General features: G+C 60.7%; 23 protein-coding genes and 2 tRNA genes. 8 read left to right on the forward strand and 17 right to left on the reverse strand.

What is annotated here, in order from left to right; genetic code table 11:
* Positions 1-326: 326 nt before the first annotated feature.
* Positions 327-2,798: a YbcC family protein gene (locus IGW04_RS18010; protein ID WP_194714474.1), complete on the reverse strand. Its 2,472-nt coding sequence runs from the start codon at positions 2,796-2,798 to the stop codon at positions 327-329.
* Complete coding sequence (locus IGW04_RS18015; RefSeq protein ID WP_194714475.1) at positions 2,795-4,354, reverse strand: NADH-quinone oxidoreductase subunit L; 1,560 nt, start codon at positions 4,352-4,354, stop codon at positions 2,795-2,797. Before IGW04_RS18015 ends, IGW04_RS18010 begins: the two co-directional genes overlap by 4 nt.
* Before the next feature lie 94 nt (positions 4,355-4,448).
* Here IGW04_RS18015 and IGW04_RS18020 point away from each other — a divergent pair, with 94 nt between their 5' ends.
* Complete coding sequence (locus IGW04_RS18020) at positions 4,449-5,336, forward strand: LysR family transcriptional regulator (RefSeq protein ID WP_194714476.1); 888 nt, start codon at positions 4,449-4,451, stop codon at positions 5,334-5,336.
* 148 nt (positions 5,337-5,484) lie between these two features.
* On the opposite strand, the gene iscX is transcribed toward IGW04_RS18020, so the two are convergent.
* The 10 genes from iscX to uvrB all read right to left on the reverse strand — a co-directional run bounded on the left by iscX (position 5,485) and on the right by uvrB (position 14,184).
* Positions 5,485-5,679 carry a Fe-S cluster assembly protein IscX gene (gene iscX / locus IGW04_RS18025; protein WP_194714477.1) on the reverse strand — a complete coding sequence of 65 codons (195 nt, stop codon included), beginning with the start codon at positions 5,677-5,679 and terminating at the stop codon, positions 5,485-5,487.
* A 14-nt stretch (positions 5,680-5,693) separates the two neighbouring features.
* A complete protein-coding gene (gene fdx, locus IGW04_RS18030) occupies positions 5,694-6,032 on the reverse strand; it encodes an ISC system 2Fe-2S type ferredoxin (protein ID WP_194714478.1) in 339 nt (112 codons plus the stop codon).
* A gap of 40 nt (positions 6,033-6,072) precedes the next feature.
* Positions 6,073-7,938 carry a Fe-S protein assembly chaperone HscA gene (hscA, locus tag IGW04_RS18035; protein WP_194714479.1) on the reverse strand — a complete coding sequence of 622 codons (1,866 nt, stop codon included), beginning with the start codon at positions 7,936-7,938 and terminating at the stop codon, positions 6,073-6,075.
* A 9-nt stretch (positions 7,939-7,947) separates the two neighbouring features.
* Positions 7,948-8,463 carry a Fe-S protein assembly co-chaperone HscB gene (gene hscB / locus IGW04_RS18040; protein ID WP_194714480.1) on the reverse strand — a complete coding sequence of 172 codons (516 nt, stop codon included), beginning with the start codon at positions 8,461-8,463 and terminating at the stop codon, positions 7,948-7,950.
* A gap of 90 nt (positions 8,464-8,553) precedes the next feature.
* Positions 8,554-8,877, reverse strand: a complete 324-nt coding sequence (gene iscA / locus IGW04_RS18045) for an iron-sulfur cluster assembly protein IscA (RefSeq protein WP_194714481.1) — start codon at positions 8,875-8,877, stop codon at positions 8,554-8,556.
* Between the two features lie 61 nt (positions 8,878-8,938).
* A complete protein-coding gene (gene iscU, locus IGW04_RS18050; protein ID WP_194714482.1) occupies positions 8,939-9,337 on the reverse strand; it encodes a Fe-S cluster assembly scaffold IscU in 399 nt (132 codons plus the stop codon).
* 24 nt (positions 9,338-9,361) lie between these two features.
* Positions 9,362-10,615 (reverse strand): IscS subfamily cysteine desulfurase, encoded by a 1,254-nt coding sequence (locus IGW04_RS18055; RefSeq protein WP_194714483.1) that lies wholly within the window; start codon positions 10,613-10,615, stop codon positions 9,362-9,364.
* A 20-nt stretch (positions 10,616-10,635) separates the two neighbouring features.
* Positions 10,636-11,109, reverse strand: coding sequence for a Fe-S cluster assembly transcriptional regulator IscR (gene iscR / locus IGW04_RS18060; RefSeq protein WP_194714484.1), 474 nt, complete (start codon positions 11,107-11,109; stop codon positions 10,636-10,638).
* A 150-nt stretch (positions 11,110-11,259) separates the two neighbouring features.
* Complete coding sequence (locus tag IGW04_RS18065) at positions 11,260-12,045, reverse strand: uracil-DNA glycosylase family protein (RefSeq protein WP_194714485.1); 786 nt, start codon at positions 12,043-12,045, stop codon at positions 11,260-11,262.
* A 45-nt stretch (positions 12,046-12,090) separates the two neighbouring features.
* Positions 12,091-14,184 carry an excinuclease ABC subunit UvrB gene (gene uvrB / locus IGW04_RS18070; protein ID WP_194714486.1) on the reverse strand — a complete coding sequence of 698 codons (2,094 nt, stop codon included), beginning with the start codon at positions 14,182-14,184 and terminating at the stop codon, positions 12,091-12,093.
* Positions 14,185-14,302: 118 nt separating this feature from the next.
* On the opposite strand from uvrB, the gene IGW04_RS18075 reads away from it, so the two are divergent.
* The 3 genes from IGW04_RS18075 (at position 14,303) to IGW04_RS18085 (ending at position 15,896) form a co-directional block, all read left to right on the forward strand.
* Entirely contained in the window at positions 14,303-15,517 is a 1,215-nt protein-coding gene (locus tag IGW04_RS18075; protein ID WP_194714487.1) for an amino acid aminotransferase, read from the forward strand.
* A 100-nt stretch (positions 15,518-15,617) separates the two neighbouring features.
* Positions 15,618-15,693: transfer RNA gene (locus IGW04_RS18080), tRNA-Asn, on the forward strand.
* A gap of 127 nt (positions 15,694-15,820) precedes the next feature.
* Positions 15,821-15,896: transfer RNA gene (locus tag IGW04_RS18085), tRNA-Asn, on the forward strand.
* Positions 15,897-15,930: 34 nt separating this feature from the next.
* Here IGW04_RS18085 and IGW04_RS18090 read toward each other — a convergent pair.
* On the reverse strand, positions 15,931-16,137 hold the full coding sequence (locus IGW04_RS18090; protein WP_194714488.1) for a hypothetical protein: 207 nt from the start codon (positions 16,135-16,137) through the stop codon (positions 15,931-15,933).
* Positions 16,138-16,195: 58 nt separating this feature from the next.
* On the opposite strand from IGW04_RS18090, the gene IGW04_RS18095 reads away from it, so the two are divergent.
* Positions 16,196-16,387: a hypothetical protein gene (locus tag IGW04_RS18095; RefSeq protein ID WP_194714489.1), complete on the forward strand. Its 192-nt coding sequence runs from the start codon at positions 16,196-16,198 to the stop codon at positions 16,385-16,387.
* 24 nt (positions 16,388-16,411) lie between these two features.
* Here IGW04_RS18095 and IGW04_RS18100 read toward each other — a convergent pair whose 3' ends face one another.
* Positions 16,412-17,041, reverse strand: coding sequence for a phospholipase D family nuclease (locus IGW04_RS18100; RefSeq protein WP_228527183.1), 630 nt, complete (start codon positions 17,039-17,041; stop codon positions 16,412-16,414).
* A 537-nt stretch (positions 17,042-17,578) separates the two neighbouring features.
* On the opposite strand from IGW04_RS18100, the gene IGW04_RS18105 reads away from it, so the two are divergent.
* Positions 17,579-18,469, forward strand: coding sequence for a Crp/Fnr family transcriptional regulator (locus tag IGW04_RS18105; RefSeq protein ID WP_194714490.1), 891 nt, complete (start codon positions 17,579-17,581; stop codon positions 18,467-18,469).
* Positions 18,470-18,673: 204 nt separating this feature from the next.
* Positions 18,674-19,795, forward strand: a complete 1,122-nt coding sequence (locus tag IGW04_RS18110; protein ID WP_194714491.1) for a sugar phosphate nucleotidyltransferase — start codon at positions 18,674-18,676, stop codon at positions 19,793-19,795.
* Between the two features lie 27 nt (positions 19,796-19,822).
* Here the strand turns inward: IGW04_RS18110 and IGW04_RS18115 are convergent, their stop codons facing one another.
* Genes IGW04_RS18115 through IGW04_RS18125 form a run of 3 tightly spaced genes read right to left on the reverse strand, consistent with a single transcriptional unit; the run spans position 19,823 to position 22,570 of the window.
* Entirely contained in the window at positions 19,823-20,809 is a 987-nt protein-coding gene (locus tag IGW04_RS18115; protein WP_194714492.1) for a sterol desaturase family protein, read from the reverse strand.
* On the reverse strand, positions 20,806-21,642 hold the full coding sequence (locus tag IGW04_RS18120) for a polysaccharide deacetylase family protein (protein ID WP_194714493.1): 837 nt from the start codon (positions 21,640-21,642) through the stop codon (positions 20,806-20,808). The genes IGW04_RS18115 and IGW04_RS18120 overlap by 4 nt, the downstream gene beginning before the upstream one ends.
* Positions 21,608-22,570: a YVTN family beta-propeller repeat protein gene (locus tag IGW04_RS18125; protein WP_194714494.1), complete on the reverse strand. Its 963-nt coding sequence runs from the start codon at positions 22,568-22,570 to the stop codon at positions 21,608-21,610. Before IGW04_RS18125 ends, IGW04_RS18120 begins: the two co-directional genes overlap by 35 nt.
* On the opposite strand from IGW04_RS18125, the gene IGW04_RS18130 reads away from it, so the two are divergent.
* Positions 22,508-22,750, forward strand: a complete 243-nt coding sequence (locus tag IGW04_RS18130) for a hypothetical protein (protein ID WP_194714543.1) — start codon at positions 22,508-22,510, stop codon at positions 22,748-22,750. The two genes, IGW04_RS18125 and IGW04_RS18130, sit on opposite strands and share 63 nt — an antisense overlap.
* Positions 22,751-22,765 lie beyond the last annotated feature (15 nt).

The following is a 22,765-nucleotide window of genomic DNA, read 5'->3' on the forward strand; positions in this document are numbered from 1 at the left end:
GCATCCAGCCGCCCGTTCCTTGGGTGCCCCCAAGGAACTGCTACAACCATTCCGACGCTTGTCGTACAAGACCGTCGGAATTACTACACAACCGAACTGACGGAATAATACAAGGGTGCAATACCCGAAGGGCATTGCACCACGGCCGCAGGGCCGGACGGCATTGCCGCCGACTTCCTTAATCGACCGATGGTGCAATGCCCCTTTGGGGTATTGCACCCTACCCATGCCGCCACGACACGCTCGACAGTATTCAAGGGACATGGCACCAATGCGCGCTCAACCTCGCGGGTTCACGCCATCTGCAAGGCATCGCTCTACACAACTCAATTCCACACCTGCCATGCGCCTTCGGCAAAAGCTTCCACGGCATCGGCCTGGCTATCGATCCTGAACAGATACAGCCAGCGATTCTCCACCAGCTGGCGTACCACCGCATGCCTGGCCATCACCGCCTCGATGCGCTCGCGCGGCGCCTCGATGAACACCGACAGGCGCAGCGGCGTATGCATCCACTGCCGGCCATCATGCAGCGACTGCATCGGCAGGCCGATGCGCAGGTCGCCGCCATTGCCTTCGAACACGCCGATGTGGCCGCCGACGACGTTGTGCAGCACCTTGTTGCCGCTGCCGTAGCGGCCGTTGTCGACGGTGGATGCGTAGTACTGCATGTTGATCCAGTGCGCCACGACCATGGGCGCGGTCATGATCAGTTCCAGGATGCTGTTGTCGGCATCCTGGGTCCACTGGTAATCATGCAGGAAGCTGCGTCCCTGCAGGTTGATGCCGCGGGTGCGCGCACGCGGCGCGGCGATGAAGGCGGCATTGTTGGCCAGCCCCCATTCCGGCCGGGTCTGCGCCCAGTCATTGGCGCGCAATACCAGCGCATCGCGCAGTGCCTGCGGCTGCGCTGCGCCATGCGCCATGCCCAGTGCCGGCGCGCGCTCCCGGCGCGCCAGGTCGCCAGCCCGGGATAGCCATTCGCGCAACGCTGACAGGTCCTGCTGGTGGCTGGCTGGCGCGCTATCGGTGTCAAACAGCACCACCTCGTCCGTGGTGGTGTTGTGCAGGCCGGCGATGAACAGCGTGTCGGCCGGAATCGACGCGCCACGCGTTGCGAGCAGTTCGCGCACGCCCTTGTGGTTCAGCAGTCCGGCCAAAGCGCGTGCATTGACTTCACCGGTCTGTCCGCAGCAGGCGCCGCAGTCCAGGCCAGCGGCATGCGGATTGTTTGCGCTCTGGCTGCCATGCCCGGCAAGCAGCACGATGCGGGCAAAGGCGTCGCGCAGTCCCATGGCCTTGAGCACCTTCTCCGCCAGGTCGGCCTGGCGCACCAGCGCGTCGCTGCCTTCGAACACCAGGACCGGGCGCAATCCGGGATGGGCCGCGAAACCCTGCCTGGCAGGATCTGCCGGCGCATGCCTTGCCGGCAGGCTGCGCCTGACCAGCTTGCCGAGATAGGAAAGCCCCAGGGTTTCCACCAGCGCGAACGCGGAGCCGGGCAGGCGCTGGAACGGCTGCCATGACTTCACGGCGGCCATCCTGGCACGCTGCGCGGCCGCCAGCGCGCGATCCTCGTGGGGCAGCCCGCAACTGTCGGTCACGCACAGGCTGGGCGCGAGCAGGCCGGGCAATTGCGGCCGGACGACATCGCTGCCCAGCGCCTGATAGCTGACGGGCAGGCCAAAGAAGCCTGCGAACCCCATCGTCTGCACTTGCGGCGAGACGGTTTCGAGCGCACGGCGCAGCACCTCGGAACGCACGTCGATGCAGAACACGGCCTGCACCGCCGTGGCTGCAGCGGACTGCCCAGGCAAGGCAGGCTTATGCATCAGCGAAGCACAGAGCCTTTCCTGATAGGCCAGCTCCAGCCCTCTCTGAAGCAATGCATCGAAGTCCGCTTGATTAACGGCTTGATTGACGGCTTGATTGACGGCGCCCTGCCCGCTGGCCCAGCCCTGATGCCAGGCCGCCTTGCCGGCCCCGGCATTACCTTCATGCAGCAGATATTCCCAGCACAAGCGAATGGCCAGAAGGTCAACGATGTGGTTGTCATCCCTGCCTTCCAGCCTGGCTTGCCAGCGCAGATAGGCGCACCATGCGGCCCAGCCATTGATGCGCAGCAGGCAGGCTGTCATCAGGGCCTGGCTGCCGGAGGCCGGCACGCCCAGTCCTTCGATGGCCATGGCGATTGCCTCCATTGCCGTGCCAGGCAGGGACGCAACGCGGCTGCGCAGTTGCGGCGCATTCATCAGCATGCCAATGCCATAGTCATGCAGGATATTGGCGCGCCAGCCTGCAAACAGCGTGGCCTGATGCGGCAGATGCCAGTCTGCCTGTTCGGCATCGAAATAAGCGGCGCAGAACTGGCTTACCTGATGGGTGATGGTGGAGCGCCAGGCCGGCTCGCGGGACAGGTCGCGGGATGCGTCGAGCAGGTCTGAAGGCAGCGGCAGTGCGGCAGGAATCGGCGCTGGCTGGTGCATTGCTTCGATCACGCTGTCGACACCGCACAGCAAGCCGGCTTCCTTTACCGCAAGCGCCAGATGAGCGCGTGTCAGCTGTCCTTTCCGCCATGCGTCCTGGTAGAAACCGCGCGGCATCCACATCCGGCTGCCTGCGAGACGGCCGAGCTGCTGCGCGGTGGCATTGAAAGGCTGATCTACCCAGCTCCAGTAAGGATTGACGGCGATGAAACGGTCCAGCGGCCAGGTGGGCGCAACCGCCCGGCAGGCCGCTTCCAGCGATTCGATGATGTTCTCCTGCGCGGGGCGAAACACGGCATCTGCGATTTTCATGCTTGTTCTCCGGTGACGATAGGGAATGGATTTGGTGCACGGTGCGGCAGCTGCACCGGCCAGATGCGGAAGGTCAGCCTGGTGAAGCGCTCATCGAGGTAAAAGCCGGCATAAGCCCAGGGATACAGGGCAACCGAGAGTCGTCCGCCGGGAAAGGCAAGCAGCCAGGCTTGCACGCCATACAGCAGCGCGAAGCAGACGGCGACCCAGGCCACCAGAGGCGCGGCAACCTGGCTGCCGGGCAAGGTCAGCAGCGCGGAAAAAGCCAGATGCCATCCGACATAGAGCTGGGCCAGCAACAGCACGGCCAGCACGCCACGCAGCATGCGCGACGGGGTGTTTTGCCAAAGCAGCGGAGCGAGTCCGAGTCCGATGATGAGCACCACGATGGCGGGCACCTGCGCATGCGGCGATACTGCCTGCCACGCGACCGTGGAAAGCCAGACGGCAGCCATCGCCAGCGGCGCGGCAGCAAGGCGCCCGGCCAGCAGCCTCAGCGGAGAGTCTGCGGCGCTGTCGGGAAACAACTGGCGGCGACGTGTGTCCATCACCGCCTCGCCAGCCGTCAGGAAGGCATAGGCCTTGTACAGCGAGTGCGCCAGCAGATGCAGCATGGCCAGCTCATACAGCCCCAGACCGCATTCCAGCAGCATGAAGCCCATCTGCGCGCAGGTCGACCATGCGAGCCGCACCTTGATGCTGATGCGGGTCATCATCACCAGCCCGGCCAGCACCGCGGTCAGGCTGCCGACCACTACCAGCATCGCCTGCGCCACAGGAGCCGCCGACAGCAGCGCCGCCAGCCTGATGAGCACAAGGCCACCCAGGTTGACCACGCCTGCATGCAGCAGTGCCGATACCGGCGTCGGCGCTTCCATGACCTGTATCAGCCAGCCATGCACCGGCAGTTGCGCCGACTTGAAGATCACCGCCAGCGCCACCAGCGCCATCGCGGCATGCATGCCGGGCGCCAGGCTTGCCGAGGCAGCCACGTGTGCAGCGATGCCCTGCATGGAAAGCGTGCCCGCCTCGGCGTAGATCAGGCCCAGGGCCAGGGCAAGGCTGAGATCGGCCAACCGGCTGGCAAGGAATTTCTTGTGGGCGACCACGCATGCGACAGGACGATCGGCATAGAACATCAGCAGACGATGCAGGCCCAGGCTGCTGAATAGCCATGCCAGCGCCAGCACACCAAGATGATCGGTGATGCACACCACGCTGACCGATGCGAGCGTGAACAGCATCGCGGCGATATAGCCGTGCTGGCCCGGCTCGCCCTGCAGATAGCGATGGGAAAAGCGCAGGATGACCCAGCTGAGCAGGCCGATCAGGCAAGCCATCGCCAGGCCCGGCGCGTCGATGCCGCCATGGCCGGCGCCGGCCTGCCAGGCCGCCGCTGCCAGAACGCTCAGTGCAAGGCCGAGGACCGCTGCCGCGCTGCCTTTCGCGATCCGCCAGGCGCGTTGCTCGCCAATGCCGGCGAGCGCAGGAATGAGGGCGAGCGCATATGCCAGCGGCATAAGCCACAGCAATGCGGTGATATCAGTATTTATCATTGGCGACTCCCACGAAAAGATGCGCTACTGTGCCGTGCGCCACAGATTAAGTAAAATATATAATTAACCAATAGTTCATCAATAAAACAGAACGATGCCTTTCACACTCCTGAATTACCGCCATCTCTACTATTTTTGGATGGTCGCCAAGGAAGGTCATCTGACGCGGGTTGCGGAGCAGATGCACCTGTCGCAGTCGGCGCTATCGATGCAGATCCGGCAGCTTGAAGAGCAACTCGGTTACGCGCTGTTCCTGCGCGAGGGCCGCTCGCTCAAGCTCACCGAACTCGGGCATGTGGTACTCGATTACGCGGACAATATCTTCGCGATGGGCAATGAGCTGATCGAGGTCGTGGCAGCCGGGCGCGGCCAGAGATCGCAGCGCCTGCGGGTGGGCGCGGTTGCCACGCTGTCACGCAACTTCCAGGAAAATTTCCTGCGCCCCGTGATGGGCATGGAAGAGGTAAAGCTGGTGCTGGAATCCGGAACGCTGGATGAGCTGCTTGGCCGGCTTGCGGTGCACAAGCTGGACATCGTACTGTCGAACCGGCCTGTCAGTGCCGATGAAGAGCAGGCGTGGCGTTGTCGCAGGATAGCGCGGCAGCCGGTCTGCCTCGTTGGCAAGCCGCTGGCAGGCAACAAGCCCTTCCGTTTTCCCGCAGACCTGAAGGGCATGAAACTGCTGCTGCCCGGCCACAGCAGCGACATCCGTACCGAGTTCAACATGCTGTGCGAAGCCCGGGGCATCGCTGTGGACATCTTCGCCGAAGTCGACGACATGGCCATGCTGCGCCTGCTGGCGCGCGACTCGGGCGGTGTGGCGCTGGTGCCTGCCGTGGTGGTGCAGGATGAATTGAAGATCGGTCTGCTGCAGCAGTACTGCGTGGTGCCGGAGGTGTTTGAAAACTTTTATGCGATTACCACGGAAAGGCAATTCCAGCCCAAGGTGCTGGAGGCGCTGCTGACGCAGAGCCTGCCTTGAATGGCGGCAGGAGGCAGCGCCAGGCCGTCCGACTGCAATCGCCCTGCCTTGCTGAAGAAACGGGCCGGGCGGACTGCGGCGGACATCAAAAAGCCCTGGCGCCAGTCACGGCGGCAGGGCTTTTTGATGGATGCGCAAGGCTGAAGCCCTACTCCGCTTCCTCTATCCACGCCATCTGAATCGCTTCCAGTATCTTTTCATTCGAACGCGACGGCTCGTCATCGAAGTCGTCGAGCTCGCAGACCCAGCGATGCAGATCGGTGAAGCGCACTGTCAGCGGATTGACTTCCGGATGCTTCTCGAACAGTTCTTCCGCAATGCGTATGGTGTCGGTCCACTTCATGGTCGCCTCCTCGCTCAGTGATTTTCACGCGCATGGTTGATGGTGTATTTCGGTATTTCCACCACCAGGTCTTCCTCGTCCACCACCGCCTGGCAGGACAGCCGGGAATTGGCTTCCAGGCCCCAGGCCATGTCCAGCAGGTCTTCTTCCTTTTCCAGCGGCTCGTTGAGCGAATCGAAGCCTTCCCGCACGATCACATGGCAGGTGGTGCAGGCGCAGGACATCTCGCAGGCATGCTCGATCTCGATATCGTTTTCCAGCAGCGCATTGCAGACCGTCATGCCCTTGGGCGCTTCGATCACGGCGCCTTCCGGGCACAGGGTGGGATGGGGTAACACGACGATTTGTGGCACGTGGCTTTCCTTCAAAAATCCTGTTGTTCAATGCGCCCGTTCAGGCAATCTCGTCCAGCTTCCGGCCGGCCAGCGCGGCACGCACGCTGCGGTCCATGCGCCGCGCGGCGAATTCCTCGGTGCCGCGGGCCAGCGCTTCCACCGCTTCCTTGATGGCCTGGTGGTCGGTGCCCTGCGCGGTGCTGCGCAGCGACTCGATCAGCCGTGCAATGTCGTCCCGTTCCTGGTCCGACAGCAAGGCGGCATCGGCATCCAGGGCCGACTGCGTGGCCAGCAGGATGCGCTCCGCTTCCACCTGCTCCTCGCGCAATGCGCGCAGCTGCATGTCGGTATCGGCGGAAGAAAACGATTCCTGCAGCATGCGGGCGATGTCGTCGTCGCCCAGGCCATAGGAAGGCTTGACGGTGATCGCGGCTTCCACGCCCGAGTGCAGCTCGCGCGCCGACACCGACAGCAGGCCATCGGCATCGACCTGGTAGGTGATGCGGATGCGGGCGGCGCCGGCCGCCATCGGCGGTATGCCGCGCAGCTCGAAGCGCGCCAGCGAGCGGCAGTCCGACACCAGCTCGCGCTCGCCCTGCACCACGTGGATCGCCATCGCGGTCTGGCCATCCTTGAAGGTGGTGAATTCCTGCGCCCGCGCGCAGGGGATGGTCGAGTTGCGCGGGATGACCTTCTCGGCCAGGCCGCCCATCGTCTCCACGCCCAGCGACAGCGGGATCACGTCCAGCAGCAGCCAGTCGTCGCCCGGCGCGCGGTTGCCCGCCAGCAGGTTGGCCTGCACCGCGGCGCCCAGCGCCACCACCTTGTCGGGGTCGATATTGGCCAGCGGCAGGGTCTGGAAGAAATCGCCGACAGACTTGCGGATATGCGGCATCCGGGTCGCGCCGCCAACCAGCACCACGCCGTCGACATCGTCCACCGCCAGGCCGGCGTCGCGCAGCGCCTTGCGCGAGGCGGCAATGGTCTTGGCCACCAGGTGCTGGGTGATGTCGAAGAAGGTGGATGCGGTCAGCGTCAGATGCACTTCCTCGCCCGAACCCAGCACCGCGTCGATATGGGTTTCCGCATTGGTCGACAGCAGCTCCTTGGCTTCACGCGCCTTGACCATTAGCACCCGGGTATCTTCATCCGACAGCGGCGACAGATGGGAATGCTCGACGATCCAGCAAAAGATCCTGTGGTCGAAGTCATCGCCGCCGAGAGCCGAGTCGCCGCCGGTCGCCAGCACCTCGAACACGCCCTTGGACAGGCGCAGGATGGAAATGTCGAAAGTGCCGCCGCCGAGGTCGTACACCGCGTACACGCCCTCGGAGCCATGGTCCAGGCCGTAGGCGATCGCCGCTGCCGTCGGCTCATTGAGCAGCCGCAGCACGTTCAGGCCGGCCAGCTTGGCCGCATCCTTGGTGGCCTGGCGCTGGGCGTCGTCGAAATAGGCCGGCACGGTAATCACCGCGCCCACCAGATCGTCGCCGAGCGCATCCTCGGCGCGCTGGCGCAGGGTCGCCAGGATCTGTGCCGAGATCTCGACCGGACTCTTGACGCCGGCGACGGTGCGCAACTGCACCATGCCCGGCTGGTCGACGAAGTCGTAAGGCATGTTCTCCGCATGGGCGATGTCCTTCAGGCCCCGGCCCATGAAGCGCTTGACCGACACCACGGTATTGCGCGGGTCGGTGGTCTGCGCCGCGTGGGCCTTGTGGCCGATGTTGGCATGGCCATTGGGCAGGTAGCGCACCACCGACGGCAGCAGCGCATGGCCTTCCTCGTCGTCCAGCACTTCGGGAATGCTGTTGCGCACGGTGGCGACCAGCGAGTTGGTGGTGCCGAGGTCGATGCCTACCGCCAGCCGGTGCTGGTGCGGCGCGGTCGACATGCCGGGTTCTGAAATCTGCAGTAATGCCATGGTGTGGTCTTAATCCGTCAAGCGGTCAAAGGCGGCGGCGACTTCGTCGCCGAATTTTTCCAGGAACATCAGCTGGCGCACGCCCTGCGCGGCCGTGGCGAAGTCGCGGCCGTCCAGCGCGGCGCCGATCCGTACCAGTTCCTGGCGGCGCACCGCGCCGAGTTCCCTGTCCAGGCGCTCCAGCGCATCGAGGTCGCGGCCGGCGCGGGCGTCGTCGAGCGCCTCGCGCCATTCCATCTGCTGCATCAGGAAGGCCGGAGCCATCGCGGTGTTGGACTCGGCCTGCAAGTCCACGCCGTTCTGCTCGCACAGGTAGGTGGCGCGCCTGAGCGGCGACTTCAGCGTCTGGTAGGCCTCGTTGGCGCGGGTGGCCCATTGCATCGCGACGCGCTTCTCGGCGTCGGGGCTGCTGGCGAACTTGTCCGGATGCACCTGGTTCTGCACTTCACGATAAGCCTGGTCCAGCGCCTTCATGTCGACGTCAAACTGCTGCGGCAGGTGGAACAGCTCAAAGTGATTTTGCATGGTCATCTAAAACAAAAGCCTGTCCGACTTCAACAGGCTGGGTCAATACAGGCACGACGCCTGTTGCCGGAGCAAGGCAGGTATCGCGGCTCAGATGCGGAAGCTTTCGCCGCAGCCGCACTCGTCCTTGACGTTCGGGTTGTGGAACTTGAAGCCCTCGTTCAGGCCCTCGCGCGCGAAGTCCAGTTCGGTGCCGTCGATATACGGCAGGCTCTTCGGGTCGACGAAGACCTTCACGCCATGCGACTCGAACACATTGTCTTCCGCCGTGGCCTCGTCCACATATTCCAGCTTGTAGGCCAGGCCGGAACAGCCGGTGGTGCGCACGCCGAAGCGCAGGCCCAGGCCCTTGCCGCGCCGGTCTATGTACCGGGTAATATGCTTTGCCGCTTTTTCAGTCAGTGTGATTGCCATCGTTACACTCTCTCCATGAAGCCGGCGGACGTCATTGCCGTCCGCCCATGCCGCCCTGCTCTCAGGCGACTTCGCTGCTTGCGCCGTGCTTGGCCTTGTAGTCCTGCACCGCGGCCTTGATCGCGTCTTCCGCCAGGATCGAGCAGTGGATCTTCACCGGCGGCAAGGCCAGCTCTTCCGCGATCTGGGTGTTCTTGATCGACATCGCCTGGTCCAGGGTCTTGCCCTTGACCCATTCAGTGATCAGCGACGACGACGCAATCGCCGAGCCGCAGCCATAGGTCTTGAATTTCGCATCCTCGATCACGCCATCGGCGCCGACCTTGATCTGCAGCTTCATCACGTCGCCGCAGGCCGGCGCGCCGACCATGCCGGTGCCGACGGTTTCGTCGCCCTTTTCAAACGCGCCCACGTTGCGCGGGTTTTCGTAGTGGTCCAGTACCTTGTCCGAATAAGCCATGGTGTTGCTCCTTGAATGCAGTGATTAGTGTGCCGCCCATTGGATCGAATTGATGTCGATCCCTTCCTTGTACATGTCCCACAGCGGCGACAGTTCGCGCAGCTTGGTGACCTTGTCCTTGATCAGCTGGATCGTGAAGTCCACGTCTTCCTCGGTGGTGAAGCGGCCGAAGGTGAAGCGGATCGAGCTGTGCGCCAGCTCGTCGCTGCGACCCAGCGCCCTCAGCACATAAGATGGTTCCAGGCTGGCCGAAGTACAAGCCGAACCGGACGACACCGCGATGTCCTTGATAGCCATGATCAGCGATTCACCTTCCACATAGTTGAAGCTGACGTTCAGGTTGTGCGGCACGCGATGCTCCATGTCGCCGTTCACATAGACTTCTTCCATTTGCGTGAGGCCGGCGGCCAGGCGGTCACGCAATGCGCGGATGCGCTCGATCTCGCTGTCCATCTCTTCCCTGGCGATGCGGAAGGCTTCGCCCATGCCGACGATCTGGTGCACCGGCAGCGTGCCCGAACGCAGGCCGCGCTCGTGTCCGCCGCCATGCATCTGCGGCTCGATCCGCACGCGCGGCTTGCGGCGCACGAACAGCGCGCCGATGCCTTTCGGGCCATAGGTCTTGTGCGCGGTGAAGGTCATCAGGTCGACCTTGGTCTTCTGCAGGTCGATCGGCATCTTGCCGGTGGCCTGGGCGGCGTCGCAATGGAAGATGATGCCCTTCTTGCGGCACAGTTCGCCGATCTCGTCGATCGGCTGGATCACGCCGATCTCGTTATTGACCAGCATCACCGAGACCAGGATGGTGTCAGGGCGGATCGCTTCTTCCAGCTGGGCGATGGTGATCAGGCCGTTGTCCTGCGGCTGCAGGTAGGTGGCCTCGAAGCCCTGGCGCTCCAGCTCACGCACGGTATCCAGCACGGCCTTGTGCTCGGTCTTGACCGTGATGATGTGCTTGCCCTTGGTCTTGTAGAAATGCGCGGCGCCCTTCAGCGCCAGGTTGTTGCCTTCGGTCGCGCCGGACGTCCAGATGATTTCGCGCGGGTCGGCATTGACCAGCGCCGCCACCTGTTCACGCGCCTGCTCCACCGCCTGTTCCGCGGTCCAGCCATACATGTGGCTGCGCGACGCCGGATTGCCGAACTGCTCGCGCAGGTAGGGAATCATCTTGTCGGCCACGCGCGGATCGATCGGCGTCGTCGCCGAATAGTCCATGTAGATGGGGAAATGCGGCGCTTTCAAGGTGTCGATCAGGTTTTTGGTCAAAGGTGCATTCATAGTGTTCAACTCCGTTCGGATCAGGCGGCCGCTTGGGGACGATGTACGACGACCACGTTGTGTTCATTCATTTTTTGCTTCTGCTGGTCCACCAGGTCCTTGAGGGAAACCGAGTCCAGGTAATCGACCATCTTGGCATTGAGCGTCGCCCACAGGTCATGCGTCATGCAGCGGGTGCCGTTTTCCGGGGTATGTCCATGGCAGTTTTCCTTGCCGCCGCACTGGGTGGCGTCCAGCGGCTCGTCGACGGCGATGATGATGTCGGCCACCGTCACGTCTTCCGCCTTGCGCGCCAGGTGGTAACCGCCGCCAGGGCCACGCACGGATTCGACGATTTCATGGCGGCGCAGCTTGCCGAACAGCTGCTCGAGGTAGGACAGGGAAATTTCCTGACGCTGGCTGATGCCGGAGAGCGTAACCGGACCCTTGTCCTGGCGCAGCGCCAGATCAATCATCGCGGTGACGGCAAAACGGCCTTTGGTTGTTAAACGCATGCATCCGGCTCCAAGTACACGGAAAAGACATTCCCGAACATTTCGGTCAAGTATATCAAACTTGAGTAATCTTGTCAGGTATTGGTTTCGGATGGAACCTTCTGATTTTTTGCAGCGGCCGCATTATTTCACAGCCAGGCGATTAACGTATCACCTGTGCAATAAATCCATGGGACCGAACAGTGCCTGCATGCCAGCGTTATCGATGAAGGTCAGGTTGTAAGGATGTTCGGATACGACCTTGGGGAACAGCGCATTTTCCGGCAGGCCGCTCAGCAGTTCCGCCGCCTTGCCCCACAGCACCATGGTCGGCAATGCCCCCCTCTCCTTTTCAGCCTGCGCGGCCAGCGCGGCCAGCACCGCCTGCACCAGCGGCTGCCAAGCCTTTGCCTCTTTCAGCGGCGGCACGTGCGGCCGGAACACCAGCGCCGCATTCAACAGCAGGAAACCATGCCCCAGCAGCTTGTCCTGCAATTCTTCACGGGTCTGGATCCATGGCGAATTGGCAGCGCTGGCCTGGGCTGCGACCGGTTCCAGCGCAGCGCCGCTGGTCTGGCCTTTTTTCAAATGGCCGCTGGTCACCAGCAGCATCTTCATGAAGTTGCGCAGCGACGTCGCGCGATTGACTGGCTTGGACAAGCCTTTTTCCGACCAGAGCGCATGCACTGCGCCATCCATGAAACAGTAACCCGTGGCGCTCTCAGCCCGCGGATAAGGCCCTTCGCCGACCAGCACGTAGCGAACCGACGGCAGAGGCTGGGAAAAAGCCGCGAAGATGCGGCCTTCGGTAGGCAAAAAGGTATCGGCGGCCAGTTCGGGCAGGTAATTCGGACTGGTCCGGGAAACGGCGGCCAGCCCATCCCGCAGCGCTGGCCGCCAGGAGGAATGCGCCAGCTTCAGCGCATCGGTGAACAAGGAAGGAATCGCGTCGGACATCGGCTGCACCCGGAAGCAAAAACGCGATTCTACGTTGTTCGGTGATTAACTGCGGGCAATGGGCACGACATTGTCGGAACCACCGGCGCCGAACAGCTGCTCTTTCAGGATCCGCAACTGGTCGCGCACCTGGGCCGCCTTCTCGAATTCCAGGTTCTTGGCATGGTCGATCATCGCTTTTTCCAGTCGCTTGATTTCCTTGCTGACCTGTTTTTCGCTCATCGACTCGTACTTCGCCTGCTCCTGCGCCACCTGCAGTTCGGCGCGTGCTTCCTGCGGACTGTAGACGCCATCGATCAGGTCGCGGATCTCCTTGCGGATGCCCATCGGCGTGATGTTGTTGGCGGTGTTGAACGCAACCTGCTTGGCGCGGCGACGCTCGGTTTCGTCTATCGCCCGTTTCATCGAGTCTGTCACCTTGTCGCCGTACAGAATAGCCATGCCGTTCAGGTTACGCGCGGCGCGGCCAATGGTCTGGATCAGGCTGCGCTCGGAACGCAGAAAGCCTTCCTTGTCAGCATCGAGGATCGCCACCAGCGACACTTCCGGAATATCCAGGCCTTCGCGCAGCAGGTTAATGCCGATCAGCACGTCGAAGGTACCGATACGCAGGTCGCGGATGATTTCCACCCGCTCGACGGTATCGATATCACTGTGCAGATAGCGCACCTTGACACCGTTATCGCTCAGGAATTCGGTCAGCTGCTCGGCCATGCGCTTGGTCAGGGTGGTCACCAGCACGCGTTCGTTCTTCGCCACCCGCTCAGTGATTTCCGACATCAGGTCATCGACCTGGGTGCTTGCCGGCCGTACCGAGATGAGCGGATCCACCAGGCCGGTCGGGCGCACCACTTGCTCGACAACCTGGTCGGCATGCGAGCCCTCATATTCGGAAGGCGTCGCCGAGACGAAGATCGTTTGCCGCATCTTGGTTTCAAACTCATCGAAGCGCAGCGGACGATTATCGAGTGCCGATGGCAGCCGGAAGCCGTAATCCACCAGATTGGTCTTGCGCGCCCGGTCGCCGTTATACATGCCGCTCAACTGTCCGATCAGCACATGGGATTCGTCCAGGAACATCAGCGCATCACGCGGCAGATAATCGACCAGCGTCGGCGGCGGGTCACCCGGCTTGGCGCCGCTCAGGTGGCGGGAATAGTTCTCGATGCCTTTGGTAAAGCCGATTTCCTGCATCATTTCCAGGTCGAAGCGGGTGCGCTGCTCCAGCCTCTGCTCCTCGATCAGCTTGTTTTCCTTGCGGAAAAAATCCAGCCGTTCGCGCAACTCTTCCTTGATCGACTCGATCGCCCGCAGAACGGTGCCGCGCGGCGTCACGTAATGCGAGCCGGGATACACGGTAAAGCGGGGGATTTTTTGCCGGATGCGGCCGGTCAGCGGATCGAAAAGCTGCAGGCTTTCAATCTCGTCATCAAATGTCTCGACCCGGATGGCCAGTTCCGCATGCTCCGCCGGGAAAATATCGACGGTGTCGCCTCGAACGCGGAAGGTGCCGCGGCCAAAGTCGACTTCATTGCGGGTGTACTGCATCTGGATCAGGCGGGCGATCAGGTCGCGCTGGCTCACCTTGTCCTTGGCCCGCAAGGTCAGGATCATCTGGTGGTATTCATTCGGATTACCGATACCGTAGATCGCCGACACCGTGGCGACGATCACCACGTCGCGCCGCTCCATCAGAGACTTGGTGCAGGACAGGCGCATCTGCTCGATATGTTCGTTGATCGAAGAATCTTTTTCGATGAACAGATCGCGCTGGGGCACATAGGCTTCCGGCTGATAGTAGTCGTAATAACTGACGAAATACTCCACCGCATTGCGCGGAAAGAACTCGCGGAATTCGCTGTAGAGCTGCGCCGCCAGCGTTTTGTTGGGCGCAAAGACGATGGCCGGACGGCCCGAGCGGGCGATCACATTGGCCATCGTGTAGGTCTTGCCGGAGCCAGTCACCCCGAGCAGGGTCTGGTAGAACAAACCATCGTCTATGCCCTCGACCAGCTTGCCAATCGCATCCGGCTGATCGCCGGCAGGCGGAAACGGCTGGTAGAGCTGGTATGCGGAGTCGGGGAAAGTGATGATTTTCGATTCGTCTATCGTGCTGGAAACCTCGGATAATTCAGCCATTGTCATCAGACCTTTGGTAAAATATCAGGCTGCATATTTACGCAAGGCAACACAACCCTCCACGCAGTATCCAACCCGACTGTAATCGATTTTGCGGTCAACTTTTCATTCAACCACAATGAACGCACCTGCTCCTGCATCCCTCTTTGCCGCCATCGAGATGGCGCCCCGCGACCCGATTCTGGGCATTACCGAAGCCTTTGTTGCGGACAAGAATCCCAACAAGATCAACCTCGGCGTCGGCGTATATTACGATGACAACGGCAAGGTGCCTTTGCTGGAATGCGTGCGCAAGGCGGAGGCGCTGCTGATGGAGAAAGCCGCGCCGCGTACCTATCTTCCGATCGACGGCCTGGCTGCTTATGACAAAGCGGTGCAAGAACTCGTATTTGGGGCTGACAGCGCTGTAATTCAAGAAAAACGTGCGATTACCGTCCAAGCTTTGGGCGGCACCGGCGGCCTGAAACTGGGCGCGGATTTCCTGAAGCGTTTTTCCCCTGATGCGCAGGTCTGGATCAGCGATCCGAGCTGGGAAAATCATCGTGCGCTGTTCGAATCGGCTGGCTTCACTGTCAATAACTATCCGTACTACGACCCTGCCACCCGCGGCGTGAACTTTGACGGCATGCTCAATGCGCTGCAAACCATGCCGGCCGGCTCCATCGTCGTGCTGCATGCCTGCTGCCACAATCCGACCGGCGCCGACCTGACCGATGCCCAGTGGGACCAGGTGATCGACGTCGTCAGCCAGCGCGGCCTGCTGCCTTTCCTGGACATGGCGTACCAGGGCTTTGGCGACGGCATCGAGCAGGATGGCAACGTGGTGCGCCGCTTCGCCGCGACCGGCGGCCCGCTGTTCGTGTCGAACTCCTTCTCCAAGTCGTTCTCGCTGTACGGTGAACGCGTTGGCGCGCTGAGCATTGTGGCTGTCAGCGCCGAGGAAGCCGCTCGCGTGCTGTCCCAGCTGAAGCGCGTGATCCGCACCAACTATTCCAACCCGCCCATCCATGGCGGCCAGGTGGTTGCCACCGTGCTGTCGACGCCGGAACTGCGCCAGACGTGGGAAGAAGAGCTGGCTGGCATGCGTGTGCGCATCCGCGAGATGCGCAAGCTGCTGGTGGAAAAACTGGCTGAAAATGGCGCGTCGCAGGACTTCGGTTTCGTGGTTCGCCAGCGCGGCATGTTCTCCTATTCCGGCCTGACCAAGGCCCAGGTCGAACGCCTGCGTACCGAGCATTCCATCTATGCAATCGACACCGGCCGCATCTGCGTTGCCGCCCTGAATAGCAAGAACATCGACCTGGTTGCGAAGGCAATCGCCAGCGTTCTGTAATGCCAAATACCAGTCGGGCAGCCGCCCGGCTGAGTGCAGTCTTTATTTTCTGCAATGCTTTGACAAAGCAGGAACGGCAAGACTATAATCTTGCCTCCTTTCCCTGATAGCTCAGTCGGTAGAGCGACGGACTGTTAATCCGCAGGTCCCTGGTTCGAGTCCAGGTCGGGGAGCCAGAACAAGAGGGCCTGATTGCAAAATCAGGCCCTTTTCTCTTTAGTGAGAGCACTGTAGGAACGCGGTAAATTTTTTCAAACGCGCTCTTGGCGAACTGCAATATCCCGCCTATAATAGCGCCTCTTTTCCCTGATAGCTCAGTCGGTAGAGCGACGGACTGTTAATCCGCAGGTCCCTGGTTCGAGTCCAGGTCGGGGAGCCAGAACACAAAAGGCCACGTTGACACGTGGCCTTTTTCATTGCCCAAGCATTCGCGCATTGCCAGCATCGTGAAAACTTTTCCGGTCCTTTTTTACCAGGATTGCTTTTTTTTCAATGTATGGCGGTGGTGATTTCTCGCGGATCGCAACATGAACGTCCCCCTGCCAAGGCGTGATGTCGGCAAACCACTTCTTCAATCCGCCTTTCCCTTCTTCATTCTCTCTCTGGCATGCCGATTGCATAACACTCCCGAATCAGGAGCAAGTACAGGCATAACAGCATCCAAGGAGAACGAGGACCATGAAACGATCCGACGAGATGATAGAAATGCTGGTGTCTTCGGTCAGGGAAGACACCAGCGAGAGAGACAAGGCGGTTCTCAGACGCGTGCTGTGCGAGCTGGTCCGGGTTGCTCAGGCCGAATCGGTCCAGTCCATCGAAGCGGACTTGCGGGCCGTGGAGATGGCGATCAGCAGCAAATATCGCCACTAGGAAAGTTGCCTAGCTGCGAAGGCATCAGTAAGTGCTCTTGTAGTCTCTGCCCTGGTCGAAACGGTCCTGCCAGTGCTTGAGGTAAGACAGGGCAAGATCAGGGTTATTCCAGATAACCACCACGTTTTCGCTGTTCGATTTGGCCGCTGCCTTGCTGTAATTAAAGGAGCCAGTCTGCACTGTGGATTTATCCACCACCATGTATTTGTCATGATGAATCGCGTAGCGCGAAATCGTGCGCGTAGGAATACCTGCGCCAACCAGCAGGTTCAGTGCCGCCAGGCTGGCCTTGGATTTGTTACCGTTCTCATCCACCACCACCCGCACGTCAACGCCCCGCTTTTTAGCGTTGAGCAGCGCCTTCGCAATGACCGGGGAAGTAAAGGAGTATGCCGCCACCCCGATGCTGCTTCGCGCTGACTGGATCACCTTAACGACCAGATCCTCGCTCCCTTCATTAGGCGAGAATGCAACTTCGATAAGCTGAGTGCCCGGCACCGTCGCCGAGCTACCACTGCGAACCCCAGCGCCACGCAGCAGGTCACCAGTTTTTTCCAGAACCTGATCGACCAGCATCTCGACGGCATCCCCGCTTTTCGCAGAGACACCGAAATAGGCCGTGGCCAGGATGAGGGTAAGAAGAATCTTTTTCATGTGCCGCTATGGATTACTCGGCCCAAACAGAAGGCCAAAGCGGCTGAATTGTACTGTATATTTATACAGAACAATAAGCGTTCAACGGTTTTATGTTCGTTTTTAGATTGGCGAATTGCCGATAAGCAGGCTTAATGCAGCTATACGTCACCGTCCGTCGAAGTTGCTATCAAAGCAACTCACTTCGCTTCAAATCCTGCTCAAAGCCGACATCGCGCAAAACGAGCGCAAATATCTGACGCCGGGCGTCCGAAAAGCAGTATTTTCCTGCAACCTGCTATCAAAAACGTAGTCCTACATCTCCCTTCGCCACGAGATGCCCGCAAAACCGCCTCGTGGCCTCCTCTTTGCCCCGCCTGAGAAACGCGAAAAAGTCGCGGGACTTCATCTTTTCCTACAACGCAACAAGTGCCTGTCCTATACCGGCCGCGTTTTCATTTCGACATACTTCTTCCTGAGACTGCCGCACAGAAACGCTGATGCTTAAAAAGATGCGGCGCTAATCGATTCAAACCTAACCCATCACAGGAGATCACCATGTCGTGTGCGCAAACTATCGAAAGCAACACTGCTCCGACCACTACACCGACGCGGTCTGCGGGATCGGGCAGTCGCACGCATAAAATCTGGTCCAATATGCATGATGTCTGTAATCTCCTCCGCATTCCGTCAGGCACATTCGTCGGCGACGACGACCAGCATTTCCAGCATGTCCAGTTCAAGGCCGGTCAACGCATCCATACCGCGGGCCAGCCGTTCGACATGCTCTACATCGTCAATTGCGGCTTCCTGAAGTCGGTCATGATCGATGAATTCGGCAACGAACAGATTCTGAGCTTTCCGATGAAGGGCGACCTGTTCGGCATCGATGGCATACACACCAAAAAATACACGTCCGAGGCGGTGGCACTGTCGAGCTGCGACATCATCCTGATCCCGTTTGCGAAATTCGCTGCGCTTGGCCGCACCAACCCGGTTCTGGAAACTGCGCTCTACGGGCTGATGAGCCGCGAGCTGATCCGTGAACAGGGCATGATCACCATGCTCGGCTCCCTGACGGTCGAAGCCCGTGTTGCCCGCTTCCTGGTTTCGCTTTCCGAGCGTTTCTCTGCAATCGGCTACTCTGGCAAGGCATTCAACCTGCCAATGACGCGCCGTGAAATCGGTAATTACCTGGGCGTTACCCTGGAAACCGCAAGCCGTACGCTGTCGGCGTTTAACGAGTTGGGACTAATTTCGGTCGATCAGCGTTCGATTTATATCCACGACATCAATGCATTGAAAACCCTGCGTCGCCTGCCGCCGTCGCGCGCACGAATCGAACAGCAGGAAAAGAAGGCCGCTGCCGCCGCCGCAGCATCGTCGGGCAGCGAATTCATCCAGGTAGCACCTGCGACTGCCATGCGCGAGCAGATGGCAGTCGTATAAACCCTGCCGTGGGCGCAACGGAAACGGAGCACAGCCTTCATTTCGTTTCATGCCCACCAAAAGACGCCGGATCAGCGACTTGGTTGTCATAATGACATCCAGCCGTGGTTCGGCGTTGTCATGCCCGCCCCCGGCACAGCAGTCAGCTATCCTGGACTGCAGGCTATCGTTACCGATCAACAACTATTACTCACGAGTGAATATATGAAAGCAATGATACTCGCCGCTGGCAAGGGGACGCGCGTACGGCCACTGACCTACGATCTGCCCAAGCCCATGATCCCGGTGCTGGGCAAGCCGGTGATGGCCTACCTGATCGAGCATCTGGCGCGTTGCGGCGTGGACGAGATCATGGTCAATGTCAGTCACCTGCACGAAAAGATTGAAGAGTATTTCGGAGAGGGCCAGCAGTTTGGCGTGCGTATCGGCTACTCGTTTGAAGGCTATACGGATGACAAGGGTGAAGTCGTGCCGGTGCCGCTCGGCTCGGCGGGCGGCATGAAGAAAATCCAGGAATTTGGCGGTTTCTTCGACGAAACGACAATCGTCCTCTGCGGCGATGCGCTGATCGACCTGGATATCAAGGCTGCCGTGGAAGAGCACAAGCGCAAGGGCGCAATGGCAACCGTGATCACCAAGGAAGTGCCCTGGGACAAGGTATCGAGCTATGGCGTGGTCGTCACCGACGCCGATGGCCGCATCCAGCGTTTCCAGGAAAAGCCGGCACAGGAAGAAGCACTGTCCAATTTCGCCAGCACCGGCATTTATATCTTCGAACCGGAAGTGATTGACCTGATTCCGTTAGGCACCGAGTTCGACATCGGTTCCGACCTGTTCCCGCTGCTGGCGGAAAAAGGCCTGCCGTTCTACGCGCAGGGTCGCCCCTTCGAATGGATCGACATCGGCAGCATCACCGACTTCTGGACCGTGCTGCAAAGCGTGATGCAGGGCGAGGTGGAAAGCCTGAAATTGCCGGGCAAGCAAGTGGCCGAGGGCGTCTGGGTCGGGCTGAACGCCCGCATCGACTGGGAAGGCACGACCATCGAGGGCCCGGTGTACATCGGTTCCGGCGCGCATATCGAAGCAGGCTGCCACATCGTCGGGCCGACCTGGATTGGACACGGCAGCCACATCGTCGGCGGCGCCGAAGTGGTACGGAGCATGATTTTCGAGTACACCCGGATTGCCCATGATGTCGAGGTCGAGGACATGATCGTCTTCAAGGACTACTGTGTCAGCCGCGACGGCGAAATGCGCCATATCAGCGACTGCACCGACACCATCTGGGGCAATGCCCGCGACCGCCGCATTGCGCGGCGCGCCTGAAGCGCCGTCTTCCATCAGAGCGGGGCGTCAGCGACGCGCCCGCTTCCCATACTCCGCCATGCGACGCAGGCCCAGCCATTGCTGGCGCCAGAAGCCCTGGCCATAGTCCCTGCCCTTGCCCTGCGGCGGCGGCAACTGGTCCCGTATCCCGGTCAGCGCAAATCCGCCACCGAAGCGCGCGGTGCCGAACAGCACATCCCAGACTGGAAACAGCACGGCGAAGTTGTGGCCGCCCAGGCTGCCGTGGCCGCGGCTTTCATGGCCGATGCCAATTGCATGGTGCAGACGGTGAAAACGCGGGGAAACCAGCAAGCGCTCCCCGACCGAGCCGAAATGCAGCCGGATGTTGGCATGCTGGATGCTCTGCAGGATGCGCGACAGGGCAACCAGCAGCACATATTGTCCTGGCTGCACGCCGATGAACAGGGCGATAACCGCCATGAACAGATCACGCAGCAAATCATCCAGCAAATGATTACGGTCATCGCTCCAGAGATTCATGTCCTGCTGGCTGTGGTGCAGGCTGTGCAGCCCCCACCACCAGCCAATATTGTGCTGCGCGCGGTGATACCAGTAATCGAAAAAGTCCAGCACAAACAGGTAGAGAAAGAATGACACCAGCGGCAGGTCAGTGACGCCGGGCCACATCTTGTCGAGATCGAACTGATGGATGCCGTGCAGATGCAGGAAGGCCGTGAACTGGTCGATCAGCGGATCCAGCAAAAAGAAAATTACCAGGGTGAAAGCACCCAGGCGATGCACCACGGTGTAGATGAAATCATTCCAGCGTGCACGGCGATCATTGAACGCATGCACGGGAATGAGGGCTTCCAGCGGGCGCAGCACCAGCCACAGCAACACCAGTTCGCAGACGCCGATCAGGAACCATTCGGTGCCTTCAAAGGCATTCTCTGTAAATTCCCCGAGGCCGGACCAGAACAGCAACGGCTGCACAACGGTTTCGAACAGCCACGCCTGGACGGTGGCAAAAGAATCAGACAGCGATGCGATCACGGACGACTTCCTTTTCCGGTGACGCCGGGCTGCAAGCGCTTCCCCATGTCAGGATGCTCGCGCAGCGTCGCAAAACAAAAGCCCCTCTGTTCCAGTCCCGCAAGCAATGGTTCCAGCACCGCTGGCGCCCACGGGTCCTTGCGCGACCAGATACCCAGATGCGCCATGAAGATATCGCCGTCGCGCAGTCCATCCAGCGCACGCGCCAGCAATTGCTGATTCGATGCCCGCTCGCTTGGTAACTCATCGCCTGAAAACCCGGCCGGCGCCCAGCCGGCATGCAACAGGCCACAGGCCCGGCCGGCTGCTTGGCTGGCCTTGGTCAGCTTGCCTCCCGGCGCGCGCCAGAAGGGGTCCAGCCCGGTGCCGGTCAGCTCGCGGAACCGGCTATCCACCCGGCGCAGTTCATCGCAATACTGGCTCTGCGTCCATATCAGCTTCTTGCCTGCCTGCGGCCCGAACTGCGGCCGTACCTCCAGCTTGCCGTCCGCCACATCGCGTAGCGCATAGACATGGTCAAACGTATGGCTGCCAAAAGCATGGCCGTCATCGCGCAGCGCTTTCCAGTAGGAAGCCCAGGACGGATCAAGGGAATAATCGCCGCGTACGGTTTTTTCATTGGCCAGGAAAAACGTTGCCTTGGCATGATGACGGCGCAGCGTGTCCGCAACCAGCTGCGCCTGCGACTGGCTGCCGGTATCGAAGGTCAGGTAGATGGTGCCGCGGCAATCGCCGGCATGCACGGCGGGCGCAGCCGACACGGCGATGCACAGCGTCGCGACAAGGCGTCGCACCCGCTTACCTCGGAGAATGATTGATGAAATAGACGCCATGCGGAGAACGGCCCACCGGAATCATCTGTATGACTTTCTTGCTGGGCACATCGATCACCGCCACTTTCTTGATCCAGCGCAGCGTGACCCACAGCGTCTTGCCGTCGTCGGTGAGTTCCATGCAATCCGGGCCACCGGGAACATCGATCGTGCCGACGTTTTCCAGCTTCTCCTGGTCGATGATGTTGATCGTATTGGAGACACGGTTTGAAACGAAGATGAAACGCTTGTCGCCTGTCAGGCGGAAATTATGCGCGCCCGCCCCAGCCTTGATCCGCTTGACGGTTTGCTGCGTGCGCCAGTCGATTACCTCGACATAATCGCTGCCCATGATGCCGACCAGCAAATATTTTTCGTCCGGCGTGATCGCGATCCCGGCAGGCAGCTTTCCGACCGGCATGGTCCACTTGATCGTCTGGGTAGTCAGGTCGATGGCACTGACCTGGTCACTCCCCTGCAGGGTGATGAACACCATCTTGCTGTCCCTGGTGAACGCCATGTGGCTCGGCATCTTCGCCAGCGGTATGCGCTTGTTCAGCTTCAGGTCCTTGCCGTCATAGGCATAGATATCCACCCGGTCCAGGCGCAGCGCATTGGAGACGAACCATTTGTTGTCCGGTGAAAAACCGATCTGGTAGGGATCGATGATGTCCGGAATGCGACGCTGCATCTGGCCGGTGCGCGGGTCCAGGAAGATCAGTTCATTGCTGACGGCGCTGGCAACGATGAGCGACTTGTTGTCCGGTGTTGCCATCAGGTGATGCGGCTCCTTGCCAACGGGAAAGGAGCCGATCTCCTGGTGTGTCGTCTGGTCCAGCAGGCTGACGGTGGCATCCCGGGAATTCAAGACCACGACCACATTGGCATGGGCTACAGCGGCTGTCAGAGCAAAAACCAGGCAGAGGCCGCGACGAAGAAGATGAAGCATGGTGACCATTCAAACAGACAATTAACAGAGACTTTCCTTGACACCGGCGGCGTTGCCTTGAGGCTGAAGATCATCCCGATCGCCATGCCGGCCGGAGAATCGGCCCGGCAGGTTCAGTATCAACAACCCCGGCAAAAGTTCTCTCATACCAGGTCGCTGACCGAGCATCACTATAACTGAATCGACTTGCGCGCC

This window comes from Noviherbaspirillum soli, from assembly GCF_015352955.1.
Classification (GTDB): Bacteria; Pseudomonadota; Gammaproteobacteria; order Burkholderiales; family Burkholderiaceae_D; genus Noviherbaspirillum_A; species Noviherbaspirillum_A soli.